Source organism: Candidatus Ruminimicrobium bovinum (assembly GCF_902760015.1).
GTDB classification, from domain to species: domain Bacteria; phylum Elusimicrobiota; class Endomicrobiia; order Endomicrobiales; family Endomicrobiaceae; genus Ruminimicrobium; species Ruminimicrobium bovinum.
On sequence record NZ_CACWEU010000091.1, the window covers coordinates 19308 to 40675 of the forward strand.

Below are 21368 nucleotides of genomic sequence, written 5' to 3' on the forward strand. Positions count from 1 at the left end.
AATGAAATACAATAAATTTATATTTTTTTTACCGGTTTTATTTTTTATATCGGGGTGCGCGGCGTTAAACCAACAAACCGATTCCGATTTGCGAAGCGAAGTTGCACAATTACAGGTTGCCAATAAAAATTTACAGGAAAAGCAAGTAGATTTATATTCCAAATATGATGCAAGTTTAGCGACGATAGATACAATGAATGCTTCAATACAGGCGCTTAACAAAACGGTTTCTTCATTAAAACAAAAAATTCAGGATTTGGAATTTATCCAGAAAAACAATCAAATTTCGGACACAAAGCAACCCGACTTGCAGGCAAGTCCGTCGGAAGTTTATAATAATGCTTATAATGATTTTCTTGTCGGAAGGTATGAACTTGCGGAAATGGGTTTTAAATCATTTTTAAAAAAATATCCGGAACATGAATTAGCCGTACATGCTCAATATTATATAGGAGAATGTTTATATTCAAGAAACAGTTGGGCTGATGCTTACGAAGAATATAAAAAAGTGGAATCTTCTTATCAAACTTCCGAATTTGCATCCTCGGCAAGATTAAAAATGGCTTTATGTTTGGAACTTTTGGGAAAGAAAAACGAAACGGTTATAGTATTGAAATCCATATTGCAGGATTTTCCGAAAAGTGCCGAGGCATTTACGGCTAAAGAAAAGCTGAAAGTATATGCAAATTGATAAATCAAATAAACTTTTTCCTTTTTTTGTTTTTTCGCTTTGTTTACATTTGGTTGTATTATTTGCAATTTTTTATAACACAAAAAAAGAAGAAAATTTTATACAAATTCCGATAGATGTTAATTTTATTTCACCTGTAGAAACAAATAATTTTGCAAATAACAACCCGGCTAAGTCCGAATCCGCAACTGAAAAATATGAAAAGAAAGCCGTGGTGAAGGAAACAAAAAAAGAAATTGATAATGACAGTATAAAAATAGAGAAGAAGTCAAAGAAAAAAGAAGCAAAGAAAAAAACTGAAGAAAAAAAACAAAAAGTTAAAGAAAAACCGAAAAAAGAAGTAAATAAGGAAGTAACCAAAGAAACTTCAGTTCAAAAAGAAAATGATGTTTTTGCGGATGCAAAAACAGGCAGTGATACGGATCCTTTTAATGTTCCTTCAAACAGCGGAAGCAAAGGCGTTATGTTTGAAAACACAAACTTTAAATTTTCTTACTATGCAAATTCCATAGTTAAGAAAATAAGAAGAAATTGGCAATGGGCCGGTGCATACAGGGCATTAAGAGCCGTTATATATTTTAAAATTAACAGAGATGGCGATGTTGTTGCCACAAGAATAAAAGAATCTTCCGGAAACAGCGACTTTGATGAAAATGCAACAAGAGCAATTATATTATCAAGTCCTTTTGCTCCTTTACCGGAGGCATATACGGAAGATGATTTAGGAGTTTATTTTGAATTTAAATTTAACTAAATTAACAAACATCTTTTTTGTAACATTATTCATTTTGTTTTCATATTTTACGGCAGGTTTTTGTCAGGACGACATTTATTTGTCTTTGTCCGGAAGCAATGCAAGCAGGTCGGGAATAGGGCTTGCGGATTTTGTTCCCGTAAACGGAACATTTGAAGAAATGGAAACAGCAAAAGATTTTAGAGATGTATTGGAAAACGATTTAATTTTATCAAGACATTTTAATGTAGCTACGGCAAATACTTCATATAAATTCGACATGAAATCTCATTTTTCTTATTGGGCACAAAAAAATGTTTCCGTAATTTTAACAGGAGAAGTTTCCGTAGTTGAATTGACAAAATTAATAATTACGGTTAAGATGTATGACGTTGACAGCAGGCAGCTTATTTGGGAAGACAAATATAATAATACTACGGTAAATTATAGAATCGTAGCTCATCAAATAAGTGATGAAATTGTAAAAAGGTTCACCGGAGAAGTTGGAATTGCCACTTCAAAAATAGCATTTTCAAATAACAATACAAAATATAAAGAAATTTATGTAATAGATTATGACGGCTATAATTTAAGAAGAATAACAAAAGACAACGGAATAAACATTCTTCCGAAATGGGTTCCGCATACAAACCAAATAATTTACACAACTTATCTTTACAATAACCCGGACTTATTTCTTGTGGATATAACCAAAAATAAAAGAAAGGCACTTTCCACAATTCAAGGTTTAAATGCCCCTACATCATTTGCACCTAACGGGAAAACAATGGTTGCAACTTTATCAAGAGGAAATTTTCCTAATTTATACCTTTTGGACAGTAACGGTGTTGTTTTAAGAAGATTGACGGAAGGAAAATATATTGACACAAGCCCGTCGTTTTCACCGAGCGGTAAAGAAATAACATTCATTTCCGACAGAGCGGGATATCCGCAGGTTTATATAATGGATATAGACGGAGTAAATTTAAGAAGACTTACTTCAAAAGGACCTTGTGATACTCCGGTATGGTCCCCTAAAGGTGATAAAATTGTTTTTACAATGAAAGCAGACAGATTTTATGATATTTTTATTTATGATTTACCGAAAGCCAAATTATTCAGATTAACGGAAGCTCAGGGAAACAATGAGTCACCGGTATGGTCTGCCGACGGAAGATTTATAGCATTCAGTTCCACAAGGTCGGGTAAAAGTGAAATATATATAATGGGAGTTGACGGCTCGGGCATTAGAAAATTGGCCGATATTCCGGGAAGTTCTTTCACTCCGGCGTGGTCTAACTGATTTTCATTTTTGGAGAAATTATGTTTGAAAATAAAAGCATTTTTGAAATTTTATCAATGGGCGGGGCAACCCTGTATGTATTGTTGTTTGCTTCAATAATTTCGGTTACCGTAATTATTTTTAAAATACTTGAATTTAAAAGTAAAAATAAAATTTCGGTTCAAAACTTTATGAAAAAAATTCATAAGCTTCTGCAAGAAAATAATAATATTACGGAAGTAATTTTATTTTGTAAAAGAATAAATTCTCCTGTAGCAAATATTGTAAAAGCCGGTTTAACCCAATTCTTGCATACGGGAAAACCAAATGTAAAAGAAGCAATGAAAAGAGAAATCTTATTGGAAACGGTAAAATTGGAAAGATATACAACAATAATAGGAACTATCGGAAGCGTGTCGGTTTATATAGGTTTATTCGGAACGGTAATAGGTATTATTCATTCATTTCATAATATTTCACTGGCAGGTTCCGGAGGAATAAGTGTTGTTATAGGCGGTGTGGCAGAATCGTTAATTGCAACGGCAACCGGTTTATTAGTTGCAATACCTGCTGTTGTAGCATATAATTTTCTTTCAAAAGCAATTGATAATTTTACGGTTGATATGGAATATGCCGTATCTGCAACGGATGATATTATAAAGTTATTACCAAAGGAATCGGTTTATAAATAATAATGAAAAGAAAAAATAAAATAGTTTCAGATATAAATATAACTCCTTTTACCGATGTGGTTTTGGTGCTGCTTATAATTTTTATGATAACAACACCAATGTTGTCAAATAACGAAATAAAAATTAATCTGCCAAAAGCGGAAGTTACCGAAAATGCAAAATCTAAAAATATAGAAATTACGGCGGATAAAGACGGTTTTATATATATCGATAACAAACAAGTTCACATGGCATATCTTGAAGAGGCAATTTTTAAACTTACAAGATCAAACCCCGATAAAGCCGTAGTTATTAAAGGCGACAAAAATGTTCAATACGATTTAATAATTCAAATAATAGATAAGGCAAAAAAAACGGGGGTTACAAAATTTGCATTAGCCGTTGATACAAAAAGTTCAAAAAAATAAAAATGAAAAAAGTTTATATTTTAATATCTGTATTATTTGTATCTTTTTTAATAAATTATTTTTGCTATGCTCCGAATTTAATTGATATTGCAACCGGACAAACGGTAAATTCTTTTCATTTACAATGGCCTTTATTAAGACTTTTTATTGAGCCGTTTTATGCATTCGCATACCATATTTTGACCATGGAACGCTCAGGTTACATTTTTGCACTTGTCTCATGGTTTGTTTGGACAACAGTTTTTGCAATAGTTTTTGCCAAAGCAAAAAATTTAAGCAGAAAAGCGAAAATTTTTTTCCCCGTATTTTCCGTATTTTTAGTGGCTTCAATAATTTGTCTTGTAATACTGTTACCGGTTCAAGGACCTAAAATTATACCGTCCTCGAATAATTACACTGTTTTTGATCCGCATTCGCATACAATTTCATCAAGAGATGTAATTTCAAATATTTATTCAAGTATGAATTTTCATTTTTCACAGGGTTATACGGACTTTTTTATAACGGAACATGATACTACAAGAGGTTTCTTTTTATTCCCTTCGGGACAAAAAAGGAACCATGTTTTTCCAGGAATACAAATAAGAACAACCGAAGGAATTTCGGTTTTACTTCTTTCTTCAAAATTTTTTCGTTACGAAGATTTCGCAAAAAATTCTCTTAAAGATTTAATAAATTTGGCACACAAAAACAATATGCTGGTAATTATGCCGCATTGGTGGAAATGGCACAGACCTGATTTAAATGAAGTTGTATCCTGCGGAATTGACGGATTTGAAATATACAACTGCGGGTACAGATATATTACGGATTCAACAAGAAAGGAACTTATTGATATATGCAAACAAAACAACTTACTTATGTTGGGTTCAACCGATTGGCACGGCTACGGTTATATGACAAACGTTTGGTCCGTAATAAGAAATGACGGAAACAAAAATTTATTTGAATTGTTAAAAGAAAAACCGCAAGTACAGGTTATAGTTCATAATGTCAGAGGAAATCAATCGATCATAAGATATATTTTTGAACCGTTTTATGCACTAATAAATTATTTAACTTATACTAAAGCAAAATATATTTTAAGTTTTTATATGATAATATCTTTTATATTTGTATTTTTATCAATTTTTAAATTTAAAACAATAATCCGCTTTATAAGTTTATTATTTGCATTGTTTTTCGACTGTGCATTATTTTATTTTGCAAATTTATTTACCGCAAATACACACAGCGTAATACTACCCGAAACAATGATTCCTGTTCTTATAGGTTTTGTTTTTGTATGGCTTATCCTTTGGGGAACAAGTGGAAAAAATCTTTAATTTAAAAAACACTATAATTTTTGTATGTTTTTCAATTTTCTGGAAAATATTTTTGGCAGCTGCTTTATGTTTGCATCCTGATGAAGCATATTATTGGTTATGGTCGACAAAACTGCAATTAAGTTATTATGACCATGCTCCTATGGTTGCATACTTTATAAAACTTACAACTTTATTTTCATCATCGGAACTTGCAGTTCGATTTTCCACAATAATAGTAACGGTTATTTTAAGTTTTTTACTGTGGAAATTGGTAAAAGAATTATTTAAAAATGAAGTTATTTCTTCGGCTTCGGTAATAATTTTACATTCAATGCCGATTTTATTTTCGGTTTCAATTATAACAACACCGGATACTCCGGTATTTTTGTTTTTATCGTTAGCAACTTTTTTTGTTTGGAAATTAATAAAAACCGAAAATCAAAACTATTGGTATATAATAGGATTATTTTTCGGTTTATCCATGTTATCAAAATATACGGCTTGTTTATTTTTAATGAGTCTGTTTATTTATATGTTACTCGATAAAAAATTATATTGGTTCAAAAGTTACCAATTATATTTGGGATTAATAATTTCTTTTATTTGTTTTTTACCGGTAATATATTGGAACTGGCAATATAACTGGGCATCTTTTTCCTATCAAATAGGACACGGGTTATCAAATGAAGGAATAAGATTTAATTATATAGGCGAATATTTGGCAACACAAGCAGGTGTTTTCAACGTTTTTTTATTTTTACCGATTTTGTATATCGGTATAAAATATTTATTTTCAAAAAACACAAAAAATATATTTCTTGCTTCATTTTCAGTTCCGGTAATTTTATTTTACGTAATAACCGCATTAAAAAGATTACCCGGAGGCAATTGGCCAATACCCGCATATTTTACATTTGCAATAATTGCGGCGGTATATTTTTTGGACGGCAGTAAATTTAAAAAAAAGATATTAAAGATAAGTATTATTTTTAATATAGTAATATCCGTTTTAGTAGGCCTTCATGCAAAATTTACAATATTTCCCGTTGAACTTATATCCGAGGATGCTGCTGTTGCCGATACTACAAATTGGTTTTACAGTTATGATGAATTAACAAAAAAATTGTTAAATGAAAATTATTCTTTTGTTATGACGCCTTCTCATCAACTTTCATCAACAATAGCATACTATTCAAAAAATAAAATAAAAACTGCGGTTTTGCCGCATCAAACAAAAAAAAGTCAATATGATTTATGGCCGTTACCGGATGAATTTAGAAATTCAACCGGAGCATTTGTTTACGAATATAAAAATGAAGATTCTTATATTAATGTAAAAAATTATTTTAATAATGTTTCCTACAAAACAAATTTATTTGTATATTTCAGACATCATTTAATTATCAAACAATTTGTAATAAAACAAACAGGCAATATAAAAAGTGATTTTAAAATTTAACATTTCCGATTTCAACAAAACACTCATCGATAAAATTATTGAAATAGAAAAACAATCCGAATATTCACATTGGACCAAACAAATGTTTTTGGATGAGTATAAAAATAAATTCTCCGTATTTAAAATTATAAAAAAAGATAATCAAATTATAGGATTTATAATTTACAGAATTGTATTTGATGAAGCCGAAATTTTAGATATTGTAATTGATAAAAATTTCAGAGGTATAAAAGCGGGTAAATATATTTTAAACTTTGCGATTAAAGATATTAAGGAAAAAAATTGTAATGTTATTTTTTTGGAAGTTCATCAAAATAATATTGTTGCTCAAAACCTTTATAAAAATGCAGGATTTAAACAATATTCGTTAAGAGAAAAATATTACAACAATTCTTCTAACGCACTTTTAATGAAATTAAATTTTTAAGTTATTTACACGGAAGCGTTACTGCAACGGAAGTTCCTTCATTTTTTCGGCTTTCAATATTTATTGTTCCGTCACAAGCTTCAACTATTTGTAAAGCAACCGAAAGCCCCATCCCCATGGCTTTAGCTGTTTTTGTAGAGAACATAGGGTCAAAACAATTTTCAAGCGTTTGTTCATCCATTCCTATACCGTTATCTTTAACCGTAACTGTTACTTTATTATCCGAAATTGCCATATTTACATCAACTGCACCGCTATTTTCCATTGCATCTTTTGCATTTTTTATTATATTAAAAAAGACAAGTACCATTTTATCTTTATCGGCATAAATATTTGCGGATGTTAAATTTGTTTTAAATGTTATTTTATCAGTTTTTGAATTTTCAATTGCCTGCTCAATTATCTGCTTTAAATCACACTCGGTTTTTGTTATTTGTTTTACTCTTGTTTTATCCAACAAATCAGTAATAAGCTGGTTTAAATGCTTAACTTCGGACGACAATAATTCCAACATTTTATTAGGGACTTCGCCTTCAATTTTAAAAACTTTTGAAAAATAATATGAAATATTCGACAAACCGCCGAGACTGTTTTTTAAATCATGTGAAGCAATTGAAGCAAACCTTGCAATTACTTTATTTTTTTCGGTATTCAATTCTTTTTTCGTTAAATTATAAACTTTATTTTCCATTATTTGCACCGCCTATAATATCAGTAACCTGTTCCAAAAGTTGTTGCGGTAAATACGGTTTTGCTATATAATAAAAAGTATTTTCTTCCAAAGAAGATAAAATTCCCGTATTGTTAACCAAATAAAGAATTTTTTCGTTAGGCATTAATTGATGAATTTGTTTATGAAATTCTAACAATAAATCTTCATTATTAATATTTACTATTACTATATCAAAAAAATCATTTTTCAACTCGTCTAAAAATTTTTGTTGAGTTTCATATTCAAATACGTTGTATTTATCTTCAGGAAATAACTGTTTAAAATTAACGTCATTTATGGCAATAGCAGCTATATTTAATTTTCTTGCCCTGCCCGTAATTAAATAAAAAATATTATTAATATTAACAGGCGTTTCTAAAAAGTTTACAGGTTGATCCGTTAAATTTTTAATGTTATCAATAAAAGATTCGGCACTTTTCGGACCTGTTAAAATAATTTTAGGTAATTTATCGTTTAAAGATTTTATATTATTTATTATTGTTTGTGCCTGTTGGTCAACACTATCGTTAATACCAATAATTAAATTATCCGGATAGTGTCTTTTCATAAAACTTATATCGGCCGTTGTTTTTTCTATAAAAACTGTATTTAAGCCGTCTTGTTTTAAGTTGGATAAAAAATTTCTGGAAATATTTTTCTTTTCATCAATAACCACAACAAAAGGTTGATTTGATAATTCGGTTATTATATCTAACATCTTTTCTATTTCAAAGGGCTTCGTTAAACAAAAATTTGCACCTAATTCCAAAGCTTCAACTATCAATTCATTTAAAGCATAAGCTGTCATTATAATACAAATTAAGTCCGGCTGAATTTGCTTTACGGCTCTTATAACGTCGGTCCCCGTAATATCGGGCATTCTCATATCGGAAAAAAGCATATCAAATTGTTCTTTTTTCACCATTTCAATAGCTTCGGTACCGCAAGATGCCGTTTTTGTTTCGTATCCGTATAAATCCAAAATACTTGAAGTAGATTCCCTTAATGCTTCTTCATCATCAACTATTAAAATTTTCAAATGTTTTTCATCCATAAAAAACCCTTTTTTTATTTAATCGGTAACAAAACTATAAATTCGGTTCCAACACCCACTTTGCTTGTAACGGTTATTACTCCGCCATGGGCTTCTATTATTTCTTTTACTATAGGTAAACCTAAACCGATACCTTTTAATTTTGTTGTAAACAAAGGTTCAAATAACTTTGCAATTGTTTCATCAGTCATTCCCGAAGCCGTATCAGATACTTTTATCATAAATTTATTATCCGTCGATACTGATGACGATAAGGTAATTGTTCCGCCTGTTTGCGGCATTGCATCCCTTGCATTTGCAATAAGGTTTATTAAAACCTGTACTATTCTGTCCGGATCGACTGAAACAATAAATCTGCCCGATTGATCTATAACTTTAATATTTTCGGCAACAGGAACCGATTTTATGGCTTTATCTATTAACACACCTACATCTATTTCCAATTTATTTATCTGTTTAGTTTTTGAGTAATCAAGAAGCTCGGTAATAATTTTGTTTGCTCGAACAACTTCATCGGATAACATTTGAATCATCTTCTTTTCTTTTTCATTTGTATAATTTCCCATTTTTAATAAAAAGTAAGAAATATTTTTAATACTTGCCAGCGGATTTCTTAATTCATGTGCAACAGATGAAGATAATCTACCGATAGTTGCAAATTTTTCGGCACTTATCAAATCTTTTTGTATGCTTTGAACTTTATCCAAAGTTTTTTCAAGTTCGCGACTTCTTTCTTCAAATGCAATCTTAAGTGTCAATAAATTTTTCTTTTCTCTGTTTAATTCTTTTATTTGAGCTTCCATATCCGACGCCATTGAATTAAATGAAATAGCCAAATCTCTGAATTCATCTTTCGATATTAACGGAACTCTGTAACTTAATATCCCTTTTGCTATTTGATTTGTTCCTATTAACAATTCGTTGATAGGCCGTATAATTATTTTGATTAAAAATATTGATATTATAATTGCGGCTAAAATTACAACTACCGTCAAAATAATGATACTTCTTTTAACTTTGGATATCTGATATTTTATTCTTTCCAAAGTAAGCCCTACACGAACAAGCCCGATTACTTTAGTAGTTTTTGCTTTCGGCATCATCATTGGATTTGTCGGTATAAAAGTATATGACCCCGTATTATATGATACCATGGGAACAAATATTTCAACTACATCACCTATTTCTTTGATATTTAATATTTTTGTTTGTAAACCGTTTTTATCGAGAGAAGCAATATATTTTTGATCAAAAGAAGATGCCGTAACAAAATTATTAATATCTGTTGTGGAAACCAACGATTCAGCTAAAGTATTACCAAGTTCGTCATAAATAACGGCATAAAGGACATCGTCTTTTTTTATTGTATCTTTTGTTAAACTTAAAAGAAAATCATGATTTTTGGCAACAACACCGTATTCACAAGAACCGGCTAAACCGTGCGCTATTATAATACCTTTATTTTCTATTGAACTTTGTAACAACAATGATTGTCCGTTGATAAAAAACCAACTTAACACTACGGAGGTAATTATGATAACTATTGAAATTACTAACGTGAATTTAAAACTGAGACTGTATCTCATTTCACTTTTCATAAAATTGCCAGATATTTAAAGAAAGCCGACGAAAGGGTTTGAACCTTCGACCTACGGTTTACAAAACCGTTGCTCTACCAGCTGAGCTACGTCGGCATGCATATAAAGTATACTACATATTCTCGGAGTCATTAGAATATCAAAATATAAAGCTTTTGTCAAACAAAACCGAAACTTTATTATATAATTTATCAATTATCAAATGATATATTAATAATCTATTTATTTTTATCTTCAAGTTTATATTTTTTTCTTAAATTTTCTTTTATCTGTTCAGCTATAAAGGTTAGATTATTTTCTTTTGAACATTTTATTATCAATGCTATCTTAGGATATGTACTTGAAGAAATATATGTAGCCGATTGAAATCTTCCGTAATGATTTGTATATGCACCGGTTTCTGTTTTTGAATTATCTTTTGAATTTATGATATCAAACGTTTTATAGCCGTTTTCAATACAAATTTCCGCTGCTCTTAATAAAGCATAATCTTGTGCCGTTGTTGTTGAAACATCTGAATTTCCGTTAAAAGTTACTTCGTACATATTTTGTTGTAAAAGACTATCGTAATAACCGACACTTTCGGGAGAACTTGCCCTTTTATACGTTGTAGCACAAGACGAAATTAATATTATACTAAAAAGCATAAAAACTATTTTAAATTTAATCATTAAAAAATCCCCCTTTTAACACTGAATATTGATTTTACAAAATTTAATTATTGTTTACTACAGTGAATTGGAAGATTGTAATAAAAAAGGCAATTTTATCTTTTAAAAAACGGTAAAATGTATTCCGTTAGAATAATAAAACTTAAACAAAAAAGAGCAGAAGAAAAATCTTCTGCTCTTTTTTATTATTTTATATTCCGTTTTTAAACTTTTAAGCATTTAAGCTTATCAGCCCAAAATTGCCTTTCGGCAATTTTTTAGAAATGGTATGAGAAACCTACACTTATTATTGAACCGTCGTTTGCATTAAATCCGAATATATTAGCTTCTTGATCGTTAAGATTTTTATCACCTTTTACATGTGTATATCCGAGTTCTGCAAAGTTAAGTGTGCAACCGATTGACCAAGTTTCGTTTATGCTGTATGTTATAACAGGTGCTATTGCTATTCCATAACCGTCAATTGTAGCATCGGCATCATCTGCTTTTGCACTTACAAAAAAGAGTTTACCTTTGGCTAAAACATCAAAAGAACCTATTGAAAATAATTTATATCTTGCAAAAGGTGCAATTTCAACTGCCGTTACTTTACTGTCTCCAATATTTATTTTTCTAAATTCTCCGGAATTTTCGTCAGATGAATAACTTAAATCAATACCGATATCCCAAGTTTCATTTATGCTGTATCCGAATTCAGGACTGATTGACCAGGAAACTGATGAATCTTTAGGTCCGTTTGTCATACTGACATTTTCATACCCTAAACTTCCGCCGATCCACATATCTTTTGCTGCAAAAACAGGTGCTACAAGTGCTACTGCCAACAACATTGCCAATAAACTTTTTTTCATTTTACTTTTTCTCTCCTTTTGTTTTAAGTCGGTAAATTTACCGACTTTATTTTTAACTAACTATGTTAGGTATTATACATTAAAAAATTTTGCAGTGCAAATTTTTTTAGTTTAAAGTTTAGAGCTGAGAGCTTAGAGTTGAACGACAAACAAAATTTTAGAAATATTTTCTTTTTGAAAGTGCCTTAGGAACTGCTTATGAATGATATATTTTTAGGTAAGAATTTTTTACTTTAATTCTTAGGGCGACATTGTTCGTGGCGTTTTTCGTTACATTAGGTTGTTAGAAAAACACAGTTGGAGCCCGTGCCTAAAAAATACGAGTGAATAGTTCCGGCACAGAAAAAAGAAAAATACTTTTAAAGAAAAAACTCACGGATTGCCACGGCAACAAGTTGCCCCGCAATGATGAAATAAAAAGAGTTAAAAATTTTAAAATGTAATTTTAATTTTTGGTAAAAATTGATTTCAATTTCAAGCTCATCCACCACGGTTTCTTTTTTGTTGAAAGAACTTTTAATTTTTTACCGCTTTTAACTTTTGCAACTCCGGTAATTAAATCGGCATATTTTAAATAAACCGTATAAACTTCTTCTTTTTTTATTACATTTTTTACAGTAACGGGAATAGAAATCATTTCATTATCTTTTCTTGCACCGATTAAATGACCTAAATAGTGAGCTATATCTCTGGTATCGGTAATTGTTGCAAGAACAACATCTTCGGCAACAATATTATCAATTTTTTTGCCCAAATCATCTTCCATAATAACGGTATCAAGTTTTATTTCGCCCGCATCATTTGATTTTATTGTTTCGGAAATTATTATATGCTCGCTGTTAGGAAGTCTTTTAAATTCTCTTAAAGTTAATTCTTGTGCAATTATTTCAATTTCCACATCTTCCAAAACAAAAAACTCTTCAATCATATTTTTCATATCTTCCAAAGATATAATTTGATGCTGTTTTAATTTATCGGTTATAAATATCGCAAAATCGGTATCCACCATTCTTGTATATTGTTCTATTGTGCCGGGTTCCAAACGATAATAAAAAATTGCTTTTTCAAACGAAAACCAATCCATTGATACTTCCTGTTCGTAAACAACGGGGTTATATGTCATTACCGAACTAAACCTTAACAAGTCTAAATTTTTGTTATTCGTAATTATATGGATAAGCCCGTAAATATTTTTTTGTTTGTTTTTTATTTTGGCTTTATATGCTGTTATGTTTTTTAACATAACGCCTATATTTATAATTGCCTGTTCCAAATTACCGCCGGCAACTTCCAATGCCTGCTCGGCTTCATGCTGGCTACAACCCGTATCTTCCATTAATATTTTTATATTTTCCGTAATCATAAGTTAAACCCTTGGATGTGTTTTATCGTAAACCTTTCTTAAACTTTCAAGTGTAACATGTGTATAAATTTGTGTAGTTGCCAAATTTTTATGTCCTAACATTTGCTGAACACTTTTTATATCACAACCCCTGTCAAGTAAATGTGTAGCAAACGAATGCCTTATTGTATGCGGTGAAACTTTTTTTATAAATCCCGCCTTTACAAACCAATTATGTAAAATTTTTCTTGCTCCTCTTGATGTTATTCTTACATTATCTTTGTTTAGGAACAAAGGCGAATTAAAGCCGTCTGTTTGTTTCCTTTGATCAAGATATTTTTTTATTGCAATGCAGCATTTATAACCTATAGGAACTATTCTTTCGGTTGAACCTTTCCCGAACACTTTTACCGTTCCGTAAAGCAAATCAATATCTTTTAAATTCAATGATACCATTTCTTCTATTCTTATACCGGAAGAATATAAAAGCTCAAGCATTGCCCTATCACGTAAAGAAATATCTTCCATATCAAAAAGTTTTAACATATCCTGTTCGGTTAAAAATTTAGGTATTTTCTTTTCGGCTTTCGGTGTTGACATTGCCGATATCGGATTTATTTCAATATATGAATTCAAAACCAAAAATTTATAAAAAGATCTTAATGTTGCAAACTTTCTGATAATGGAACTTTTTTGCAGTTTCTGATTATACAAATAAGCCAAATATGCCCTGATAATATTTCTTGAACATTTTGTAAGTCCTACACCGTTATAATTTGTATTCAAAAAATCGACAAATAAATACATATCGGTTTTATATGATTTGGCAGTAAGTTTTGAATAATTCCTTTCACCCTGTAAATATTTAATAAATTCCGTTATTTCTTTTATTTCAGAAATTTCTGCTTTAGTATTCATTTTTAGATTATAGCATTTTTAACAATTTTCGAAGCAAATTTTGCGGACAAAAGTTTTATAATATAGTATAATACTGTTTTAAAACAAATTGAGGAACTTTTTATGAAAGAAGAGATTATACAAAAAATATCGGAATTGAAAAAACAAAGAAATGCGGTAATACTTGTGCATAATTATCAAAAAAAAGAAGTGCAGGATATTGCCGATTTTACCGGTGATTCGTTGGAACTCAGCAGAAAAGCCGCAAATACAACGGCAGATGTTATTGTTTTTTGCGGGGTTCATTTTATGGCGGAAACCGCCTCAATATTAAGCCCTGATAAAAAAGTTTTGTTGCCGGATTCGGCTTCAGGTTGCCCGATGGCCGATATGATAACTGCCGAGCAGCTTATTCAATTTAAAAAAGAAAATCCCGGTGCAACCGTAGTTACATATATAAATTCTTCGGCTGCTGTAAAAGCAGAAACCGATATTTGTTGCACATCATCAAATGCAATCAATGTAGTTAAAAGTGTTAAAAACGACAAAATAATTTTTTGTCCCGACAGAAATTTAGGTTCTTATGCACAAAAAGTATTAAATAAAAAACTTATTTTGTGGAACGGTTTTTGCCCTACACACATGAAAATGTTGCCGGAATATGTTGCATTGCAAAAAGAAATACATCCGAATGCTTTGTTTTTGGTTCATCCGGAATGTCCGCCGCAAACGGTTGCACTTGCCGATGAAGTTTTATCCACCACCGGAATTTTAAATTATGTAGCAAAAAGCGATGCAAAAGAATTTATTATAGGAACCGAAAACGAAATAACATTCAAATTACAAAGACAATATCCCGATAAAAAATTTTATCCTGTTACGGATTTGGCAGTGTGTCCGAACATGAAGAAAAATAACCTTGAAAAAGTTTTAAATGTTCTTGAAGAAATGACAAACGAAGTGAAAGTTCCTAAAGAAATTGCAGATAAAGCAATTATACCTATACAAAGAATGTTAGAGGTTAAACCTTCATAATGGAAAATTTAGGAAATTTTCCGGTCATTACAAGTTTTATTGCAGGGATTTTAACTTTTATAAGTCCTTGCATTTTACCTTTGATTCCCGTATACATCACACTTATTACCGGTTTTTCCATAGACCAATTAAATAATAAAAAAAATATCTTACCGGCACTTTTATGTTCACTTACATTTATTGCCGGGTTTACCACAATTTTTGTAATACTCGGTTTATCGGTAACGGTAATAGGACAAATTGTTTTAAACAACATAAATCTTTTAAGATGGATAGGCGGAACGGTAGTAATAATTTTCGGAATACATCTTTTGGGAATTATTAAAATTCCTCTCTTATACAAACAATTTTCCTGGACAGATAAAATTAAAAAAACTTCAAATTATTTTACAATTTATTTAATAGGTTGTGCCTTTGCTTTAAGTTGGACACCTTGTGTTGACCCGATACTTGCTTCAATACTTTTACTTGCATCAACAAGCCAAACTATAGGGCAAGGAACTTTTTTATTACTTGTTTATTCCGCGGGACTTGCCGTTCCTTTTATTTTAACGGCATTGTTTGTTAACAAATTTTTATTTTTATTTGAAAAGATAAAACAACATTATAAACTTATTGAAATAATTACCGGAAGTTTGTTGATTATAGTCGGTATTTTGGTTATAACAAATAATTTTTCGTTGATTACAAACTATTTTGTAAAAATATTTAATTAAAAAATGAATTTATCCGAACAAGAAATAAAAAATTTTTTAGATAAAAAAAATCACAACATCAAAATAGAAATTTTTGATACTATTACTTCAACAAATGATTATGCAAAAAATGCCGTTTGGCAAAAACAAATAACCGAAAATTCTTTAATAACGGCAAATACTCAAACTGCAGGCAGAGGCAGATTTGACAGAAAGTTTTTTTCACCTGCACAAACAGGTATTTATATGACTTTTGTCATATTTCCGGAAAAAGACGTCGAAGATATCTTACTTGTAACATTAACGGCTGCCGTTGCCGTTGTCCGAGCGATTAAAAATTTGACAGGTATTACCGTAAATATAAAATGGGTAAATGATATTTTTTTTAACGATAAAAAAATTGCAGGCATATTAACCGAAACCGTTTTTAACACACAAATAAATAAAACAGAAAGTGTAATAATCGGCATAGGCCTTAATATTAACACCAAAATTTTTCCGGAAGAATTAAAAAATATTGCAACTTCTTTAAATGTCCGTATTTCAAGAAATAAATTTATTGCGGAAATTACAAATAATTTTTTTGATTTATATAATAATGCAACCAACGAACAAATAATAACCGAATATAAAAAATATTTAATAACAAATAGAACTGTTATTTATTATATAGACGGGGAAAAATTTAAAGGGAAAATTGAAGGTATAAATAATAACGGAAATTTAATTATAAATTCAAATAACAAACATGTAATTTTAAATTCCGGGGAGATTTTTTTTGATGAATAATAAAATTAATAAAATTTTTAAACAGTATCCGAAAGATTTTATTTTAATTACAAACCCTAAAGATATTTTTTATTTAACGGATGCGGAATTTGAAGGTTTTTGGCTGCTTTTGGCAAAGAAAAAACTTTTTGCAATTACCTCACAAATGATTAAAGGACAAATTGAAACCGAATTTAAAAATAAAATAAAAATTGTTACCGATACTTCTTTTATAAAAGCACTTGTTGCAATAATCAAGCAATATAACGTAAACCGATTACTTGTCGATACCACGGAGCTTTCGGTTTCAACTTTTACTTTAATTGAAAAAATACTTAAATTAAGCAATATCACCGTTAAACAAATAAATTCCGTTACAAACAATTTAAGAATTATTAAAAACAAAGATGAAATAAACAATATTAAAACTGCATGTGAACTTGTTTCAAAAATATTTGAAACCGTTAAAAATAAAATTATTTGCGGCATGAAAGAAATTGATATTCATTTTTTAATTGAACAGGAATTTGCAAAACATCACACGGTTGCAAGTTTCAAAACAATAGTTGCATCAGGCCCTAATGCTGCAAATCCTCACCATATAAGCGGTGAAAGAAAAATTAAAAAAAACGATATTGTTTTAATTGATATGGGTTGTATTTGCAACGGATATTGTTCCGACCTTACAAGAACTTTTTTCGTCGGTAAACCTACACAATATCAACAAAAAATATGGAACACGGTAAAACAAGCCCACGACGAAGCAATGGAAAAAATTAAACCGAATATAAAAGCTTGTGATATAGATTTAACGGCAAGAAATATTATTAAAACTGACGGATTTGAAAAATATTTTATACATACTACCGGACATGGTGTAGGTATTGATATACATGAAGCCCCTGCAATTTCGCACAAAAACGAAGCAATTTTAAAGGAAGGTATGGTTATAACTATAGAACCGGGGATTTATTTAAAAAACAAATTCGGCGTCAGAATAGAAGATACCGTTCTTGTTACAAAAACGGGCTTTAAAAAATTAACTACTGCCGAATACTAAAAACCCGTCCTTGCAATTGATATTACAAAAATTTTTTTGGCACCTGCCTGTTTTAAAACTTTTGCACAGGAATTAACCGTAGCACAAGTTGTAACTATATCATCAACAAGTAAAATATTTTTGTTTTTTATTTTATCAATATATTTTTTATTAACGTAAAACGACTGCTGCAAATTTTCCTGCCTTGCTTTTCTGTTTAACAAAAATTGAGCTTTTGTATAAAATTTTCTTATCAAAATTTTATTATTGCATTTTATATTTATTTTTTTTGATATTTCTTCGGCTATTAAACCGGCCTGATTATAACCTCTTAAAAACCTTCTTGTTATAAATAAAGGAACAGGTATTACAATATCAGTTTGTTTATCCCAATTATTTTGTAAAATTACGTTGACCATCATATCTGAAAAATCTTTTGCCAAAAAAAATCTGTTTGAATATTTAAAATTATGTATTAATATTTTAACGGATTTTTCATATTTATACGGTGCTTTTATTAAATCAAAATAATTTTTATTACGGGAACAATCGTAACAATGTTTTTGCGAATCTATTTGAACATCACATACAGAGCATTTTAAACCGTCGTTTTTAGGTAATTTATCCAAACAATTATCACAAATATTACCGTTATAATTTATCGGTAAATTTTGTTTACAACACGAACATACTTTCGGAAAGAAAAAATTTATAAAATAATTTAAAATTTTTTTCATTTTGTATTTTTATTTCTTATATGAGTTAGGGCTGTCCGGGCTTTTATGTGATTGGGATTTAACCTTAAAGTAAGTTCCCACATCCTTTCGGCTTCAAAATATTTCCCCTTTGCATATAAACTTAATCCTTCTTTATATTTTATATCGGCGGTTTTTTCATCAATTTCAACAATTTCTTCTTTTGTAACTTTTTCATTTTGCTTTGTTTGAGCAGGAATACTGTTATTTTGTTTTAAAGTTAAAGAAAGGTTGTAAACGGCTTTGTCTATATAATCTTTTGCTTTTTGATAATAATTAAATGATGAAGTTCTGTTTGAAGACGTAACAAAGTTTTGCAGTTTTTCCATTTGTTTTATACATGCTATCCATTTTTTATTATCAAATTTAAGTATTCCGTCTTCCAATAAAGTATTTGCTTCAAGTTCAAATTTTTTCTGTTCCTGTTTTTCAAATTCATCTTTTAAAATATTTTGAACTTTATCATAATATTCGCTTATTTCATTATTTTCTTTATCGAATTGTAAATATTTTGCCCATTCTTTTGATGCTTGTTCATAATTTGCTTCATAATAATACTTATATCCTGCCCAATAAGCATAAGAAGCAAAATCGGTTTCTGCTGCCGAAACCGAATTGTCCGTCATTTGTTTTTTTATTTTGTTGTAGTAAAATAACGGAGAGTCGTAAGACGGATAATTTATTATTAATTTTTGTAATAATTCGGTCGCATATAAATATTGTTTTTTTGAATAGAAATTTTTTGCTTCAACAAAAGTTTTATCAGCTTCCTTTTGAGACAATTTTTCGGTAGCAAGCATTTGTTCGGCTTCAAGTTTTAATTGGTCATTATCCGATTTTACTTTATTTTTATTTGCCCATCTGAAAGCAAGCGAAAATCTGTTTATCAAATCTATTTCATTAAAGTCCATACTATAATTTATAACAAAATAAGAAATTGCCAAACCGAAGCCCGCAGTAATGTGTTCGGGATAATAACCTGCCCTTATGGAATATTTATTGAGAAGTTTATATTCCAAGCCGGTATATATATCGTTATACGAATCTTCATTTCTTATATCAACTGAAACGGTAAAAGTATCCTGCGATTGTAATCTTAATTTTGTGGGAATTGAAAGCATCGAACTTAATATAAAAATATTCTGAAAATCCTCTTTATACGTATCAAGTTTAATTCCCGTTCCGATAATATTATTTGCCGAAAGTCCCACACCTATTGTTGCCTGTGTTAAGTGTAAATCCACATTTTTAAAAAATTTAGATACGGAAAAATCAAAACCTGCTCCGGAATCTTTTGCTTCATACAAATCCATAACAAAATACTTTGCATTTACACCTACGGAAGTTTCTATTTTTTGTATCATAAAAGATGCCGCTAAAATATATTCCCATTGATTTGTATTAATTATTTTTGCCGTATCAAAAATACTTTTTCTTATTTCAACATCACCGCTTGCCAAATTGATTGCAGAAAAACCCAAATGTAAATTATTTAATATTTTGATATTTGCAGATGCACTGTTGTATGATGACCCTTCAAATAAATTATATCTTGCCAAACTTACGGAATTATAATTAAAAAAAGACATTAACGAACCGTTATAAAAAATTATCGACGGTTCATTTAAATTATTTAAAACCGTTTCACCTTGTGCAAAAGAAGAAACCGACGGTCCGTGTGAAAAAAAATTTTTTCTTTGCCCGGCACAAATATTTACCGCAGCTAAAATTACCAAACTAAAAATAATAATTATTTTATTATTAATAATCTGCATTTTTCGGTTTCTTCTCTTTCCGTATATTTTTTCTTTATTATGCAAAGATATGTTCCGTTATAAAGAATATTTCCTTTATCATCTCTGCCGTCGTAAGTAACATAATTGTTACCGCCTGATAAATTATTGACCGAAAAATTTCTTATTTTATCACCATATTCCGAATATATATTTATTTCAATTTTGCCGGAATCCGCCATGTAAAAAACTATATCGGTTTTTTCACCTTTTTGCGGATTGAAAGGATTTGGAGCATTGTAAACTTTTTTAATATTACCTCCGGTTATAAAAGTGTAAATTTGTTCTTCTTCCAACTTTGCTCCGTATTGGTTCTGCACGGATACTTTCCAATAATATCTTGTTCTCGGGGCAAGTTTTGCAATTTCATATTCCGTTTGTTCCGCCAAATCAACCTGTTTCATATCTGTTTTATTTGTTCCGTAATAAAAAGTATTTGTTAAAATATCTCCGTCGCTACCCGGTTGAACATTCCATTTAAAAATTATATTTGTATCAAGTATTGCTTTTTTCTCATCGTCAATTTCTATATTTTCAGGAGAAATAACCGTAAAATTTTTGGGTCTTTCGGTTATTACAAGTTTTTGTGGATGTGTTATATATTCGTTAGGATAATAATCATTTTTAGCCGTAAAATAATATTCATACTGTCCGTAGTCCAAATTCAAATCGGTATAAAAATTATTGTCTCCTTTGCTTTTTAAACTTTCTTCCGTAAAAGATTCTTCGGAATTTAATTTCCTGTAATAAATTTTCGGATATCCTGCCGATACTTTATTGTTGTATGCATCAATATATTTTACATGTATGACGGTATTACCTTCGCTTTTAATTGAAATTATATCTTGTTTATCATACTCTAATAACGTTGTTTCTGTGTCGGGTTCATAATCAAATTCCGTCATATACGGTGTTTCAAGTTCCAATGCAACTTGTTCATTTTCATCAATATATACCTGTTTTGAATTACTTATGAAATCAATATTTGAATCAAGATTATACCAAAGCAGTATTTGTGAAAATATTCCGGTGTTTATATTTTGATAAAGTTGTTTTGTATCCGTATTATAATTTACGGGAATTGAAAAAATAAATTGAACCAAATAAAGCGAAAATATTACCGTTAATAATAATTTAGAAAATTTTTTCATTAGTAAAAT

22 protein-coding genes and 1 tRNA gene are annotated in these 21368 nt (G+C 29.8%); 12 read left to right on the forward strand and 11 right to left on the reverse strand.

Annotation, left to right across the window (positions count from 1 at the left end; genetic code table 11):
• Position 1: 1 nt before the first annotated feature.
• Genes ybgF through rimI form a run of 8 tightly spaced genes read left to right on the forward strand, consistent with a single transcriptional unit; the run spans position 2 to position 6998 of the window.
• The gene (gene ybgF / locus ACMUOV_RS03200) at positions 2-691 is read left to right on the forward strand and encodes a tol-pal system protein YbgF (protein ID WP_413853628.1); all 690 of its coding nucleotides are present in this window, start codon (positions 2-4) and stop codon (positions 689-691) included.
• Positions 681-1445, forward strand: a complete 765-nt coding sequence (locus ACMUOV_RS03205; protein WP_413853629.1) for an energy transducer TonB — start codon at positions 681-683, stop codon at positions 1443-1445. Before ybgF ends, ACMUOV_RS03205 begins: the two co-directional genes overlap by 11 nt.
• Positions 1426-2727: a hypothetical protein gene (locus ACMUOV_RS03210; RefSeq protein ID WP_413853630.1), complete on the forward strand. Its 1302-nt coding sequence runs from the start codon at positions 1426-1428 to the stop codon at positions 2725-2727. The genes ACMUOV_RS03205 and ACMUOV_RS03210 overlap by 20 nt, the downstream gene beginning before the upstream one ends.
• 20 nt (positions 2728-2747) lie before the next feature.
• Entirely contained in the window at positions 2748-3398 is a 651-nt protein-coding gene (locus ACMUOV_RS03215; RefSeq protein ID WP_413853632.1) for a MotA/TolQ/ExbB proton channel family protein, read from the forward strand.
• A gap of 2 nt (positions 3399-3400) precedes the next feature.
• Positions 3401-3805 carry an ExbD/TolR family protein gene (locus tag ACMUOV_RS03220; protein WP_413853633.1) on the forward strand — a complete coding sequence of 135 codons (405 nt, stop codon included), beginning with the start codon at positions 3401-3403 and terminating at the stop codon, positions 3803-3805.
• 2 nt (positions 3806-3807) lie between these two features.
• Complete coding sequence (locus ACMUOV_RS03225) at positions 3808-5130, forward strand: PHP domain-containing protein (RefSeq protein WP_413853635.1); 1323 nt, start codon at positions 3808-3810, stop codon at positions 5128-5130.
• Entirely contained in the window at positions 5114-6571 is a 1458-nt protein-coding gene (locus ACMUOV_RS03230; RefSeq protein ID WP_413853636.1) for a glycosyltransferase family 39 protein, read from the forward strand. Before ACMUOV_RS03225 ends, ACMUOV_RS03230 begins: the two co-directional genes overlap by 17 nt.
• Positions 6555-6998, forward strand: a complete 444-nt coding sequence (gene rimI, locus ACMUOV_RS03235; RefSeq protein WP_413853637.1) for a ribosomal protein S18-alanine N-acetyltransferase — start codon at positions 6555-6557, stop codon at positions 6996-6998. Before ACMUOV_RS03230 ends, rimI begins: the two co-directional genes overlap by 17 nt.
• A gap of 1 nt (position 6999) precedes the next feature.
• Here the strand turns inward: rimI and ACMUOV_RS03240 are convergent, their stop codons facing one another.
• From ACMUOV_RS03240 to xerA, 8 genes are all read right to left on the reverse strand, one after another.
• Positions 7000-7689, reverse strand: coding sequence for a sensor histidine kinase (locus ACMUOV_RS03240; protein WP_413853639.1), 690 nt, complete (start codon positions 7687-7689; stop codon positions 7000-7002).
• Positions 7679-8764 carry a response regulator gene (locus ACMUOV_RS03245; protein WP_413853641.1) on the reverse strand — a complete coding sequence of 362 codons (1086 nt, stop codon included), beginning with the start codon at positions 8762-8764 and terminating at the stop codon, positions 7679-7681. Before ACMUOV_RS03245 ends, ACMUOV_RS03240 begins: the two co-directional genes overlap by 11 nt.
• Before the next feature lie 14 nt (positions 8765-8778).
• Positions 8779-10362, reverse strand: coding sequence for an ATP-binding protein (locus ACMUOV_RS03250; protein ID WP_413853643.1), 1584 nt, complete (start codon positions 10360-10362; stop codon positions 8779-8781).
• A 23-nt stretch (positions 10363-10385) separates the two neighbouring features.
• A tRNA-Thr gene (locus tag ACMUOV_RS03255) sits at positions 10386-10458 on the reverse strand.
• Between the two features lie 122 nt (positions 10459-10580).
• Positions 10581-11033 (reverse strand): CC0125/CC1285 family lipoprotein, encoded by a 453-nt coding sequence (locus tag ACMUOV_RS03260; protein WP_413853644.1) that lies wholly within the window; start codon positions 11031-11033, stop codon positions 10581-10583.
• A 257-nt stretch (positions 11034-11290) separates the two neighbouring features.
• The gene (locus tag ACMUOV_RS03265) at positions 11291-11884 is read right to left on the reverse strand and encodes an outer membrane beta-barrel protein (RefSeq protein ID WP_413853646.1); all 594 of its coding nucleotides are present in this window, start codon (positions 11882-11884) and stop codon (positions 11291-11293) included.
• Positions 11885-12329: 445 nt separating this feature from the next.
• On the reverse strand, positions 12330-13247 hold the full coding sequence (locus ACMUOV_RS03270) for a hypothetical protein (RefSeq protein WP_413853647.1): 918 nt from the start codon (positions 13245-13247) through the stop codon (positions 12330-12332).
• 3 nt (positions 13248-13250) lie between these two features.
• Entirely contained in the window at positions 13251-14144 is an 894-nt protein-coding gene (gene xerA / locus ACMUOV_RS03275) for a site-specific tyrosine recombinase/integron integrase (RefSeq protein WP_413853648.1), read from the reverse strand.
• A 102-nt stretch (positions 14145-14246) separates the two neighbouring features.
• Here xerA and nadA point away from each other — a divergent pair, with 102 nt between their 5' ends.
• The 4 genes from nadA to ACMUOV_RS03295 are packed head-to-tail and all read left to right on the forward strand — an operon-like array spanning position 14247 to position 17681.
• Positions 14247-15158 carry a quinolinate synthase NadA gene (gene nadA / locus ACMUOV_RS03280; protein WP_413853650.1) on the forward strand — a complete coding sequence of 304 codons (912 nt, stop codon included), beginning with the start codon at positions 14247-14249 and terminating at the stop codon, positions 15156-15158.
• The gene (locus ACMUOV_RS03285) at positions 15158-15874 is read left to right on the forward strand and encodes a cytochrome c biogenesis CcdA family protein (protein ID WP_413853652.1); all 717 of its coding nucleotides are present in this window, start codon (positions 15158-15160) and stop codon (positions 15872-15874) included. The genes nadA and ACMUOV_RS03285 overlap by 1 nt, the downstream gene beginning before the upstream one ends.
• Before the next feature lie 3 nt (positions 15875-15877).
• Entirely contained in the window at positions 15878-16642 is a 765-nt protein-coding gene (locus ACMUOV_RS03290; RefSeq protein ID WP_413853654.1) for a biotin--[acetyl-CoA-carboxylase] ligase, read from the forward strand.
• The gene (locus tag ACMUOV_RS03295) at positions 16635-17681 is read left to right on the forward strand and encodes a M24 family metallopeptidase (protein ID WP_413853656.1); all 1047 of its coding nucleotides are present in this window, start codon (positions 16635-16637) and stop codon (positions 17679-17681) included. The genes ACMUOV_RS03290 and ACMUOV_RS03295 overlap by 8 nt, the downstream gene beginning before the upstream one ends.
• Here ACMUOV_RS03295 and ACMUOV_RS03300 read toward each other — a convergent pair.
• Genes ACMUOV_RS03300 through ACMUOV_RS03310 form a run of 3 tightly spaced genes read right to left on the reverse strand, consistent with a single transcriptional unit; the run spans position 17678 to position 21359 of the window.
• Entirely contained in the window at positions 17678-18397 is a 720-nt protein-coding gene (locus ACMUOV_RS03300; RefSeq protein ID WP_413853658.1) for a ComF family protein, read from the reverse strand. The genes ACMUOV_RS03295 and ACMUOV_RS03300 overlap by 4 nt on opposite strands.
• Complete coding sequence (locus ACMUOV_RS03305) at positions 18394-20190, reverse strand: hypothetical protein (protein ID WP_413853659.1); 1797 nt, start codon at positions 20188-20190, stop codon at positions 18394-18396. The genes ACMUOV_RS03300 and ACMUOV_RS03305 overlap by 4 nt, the downstream gene beginning before the upstream one ends.
• Positions 20166-21359: a hypothetical protein gene (locus ACMUOV_RS03310; protein ID WP_413853661.1), complete on the reverse strand. Its 1194-nt coding sequence runs from the start codon at positions 21357-21359 to the stop codon at positions 20166-20168. The genes ACMUOV_RS03305 and ACMUOV_RS03310 overlap by 25 nt, the downstream gene beginning before the upstream one ends.
• Between the last annotated feature and the right edge of the window lie 9 nt (positions 21360-21368).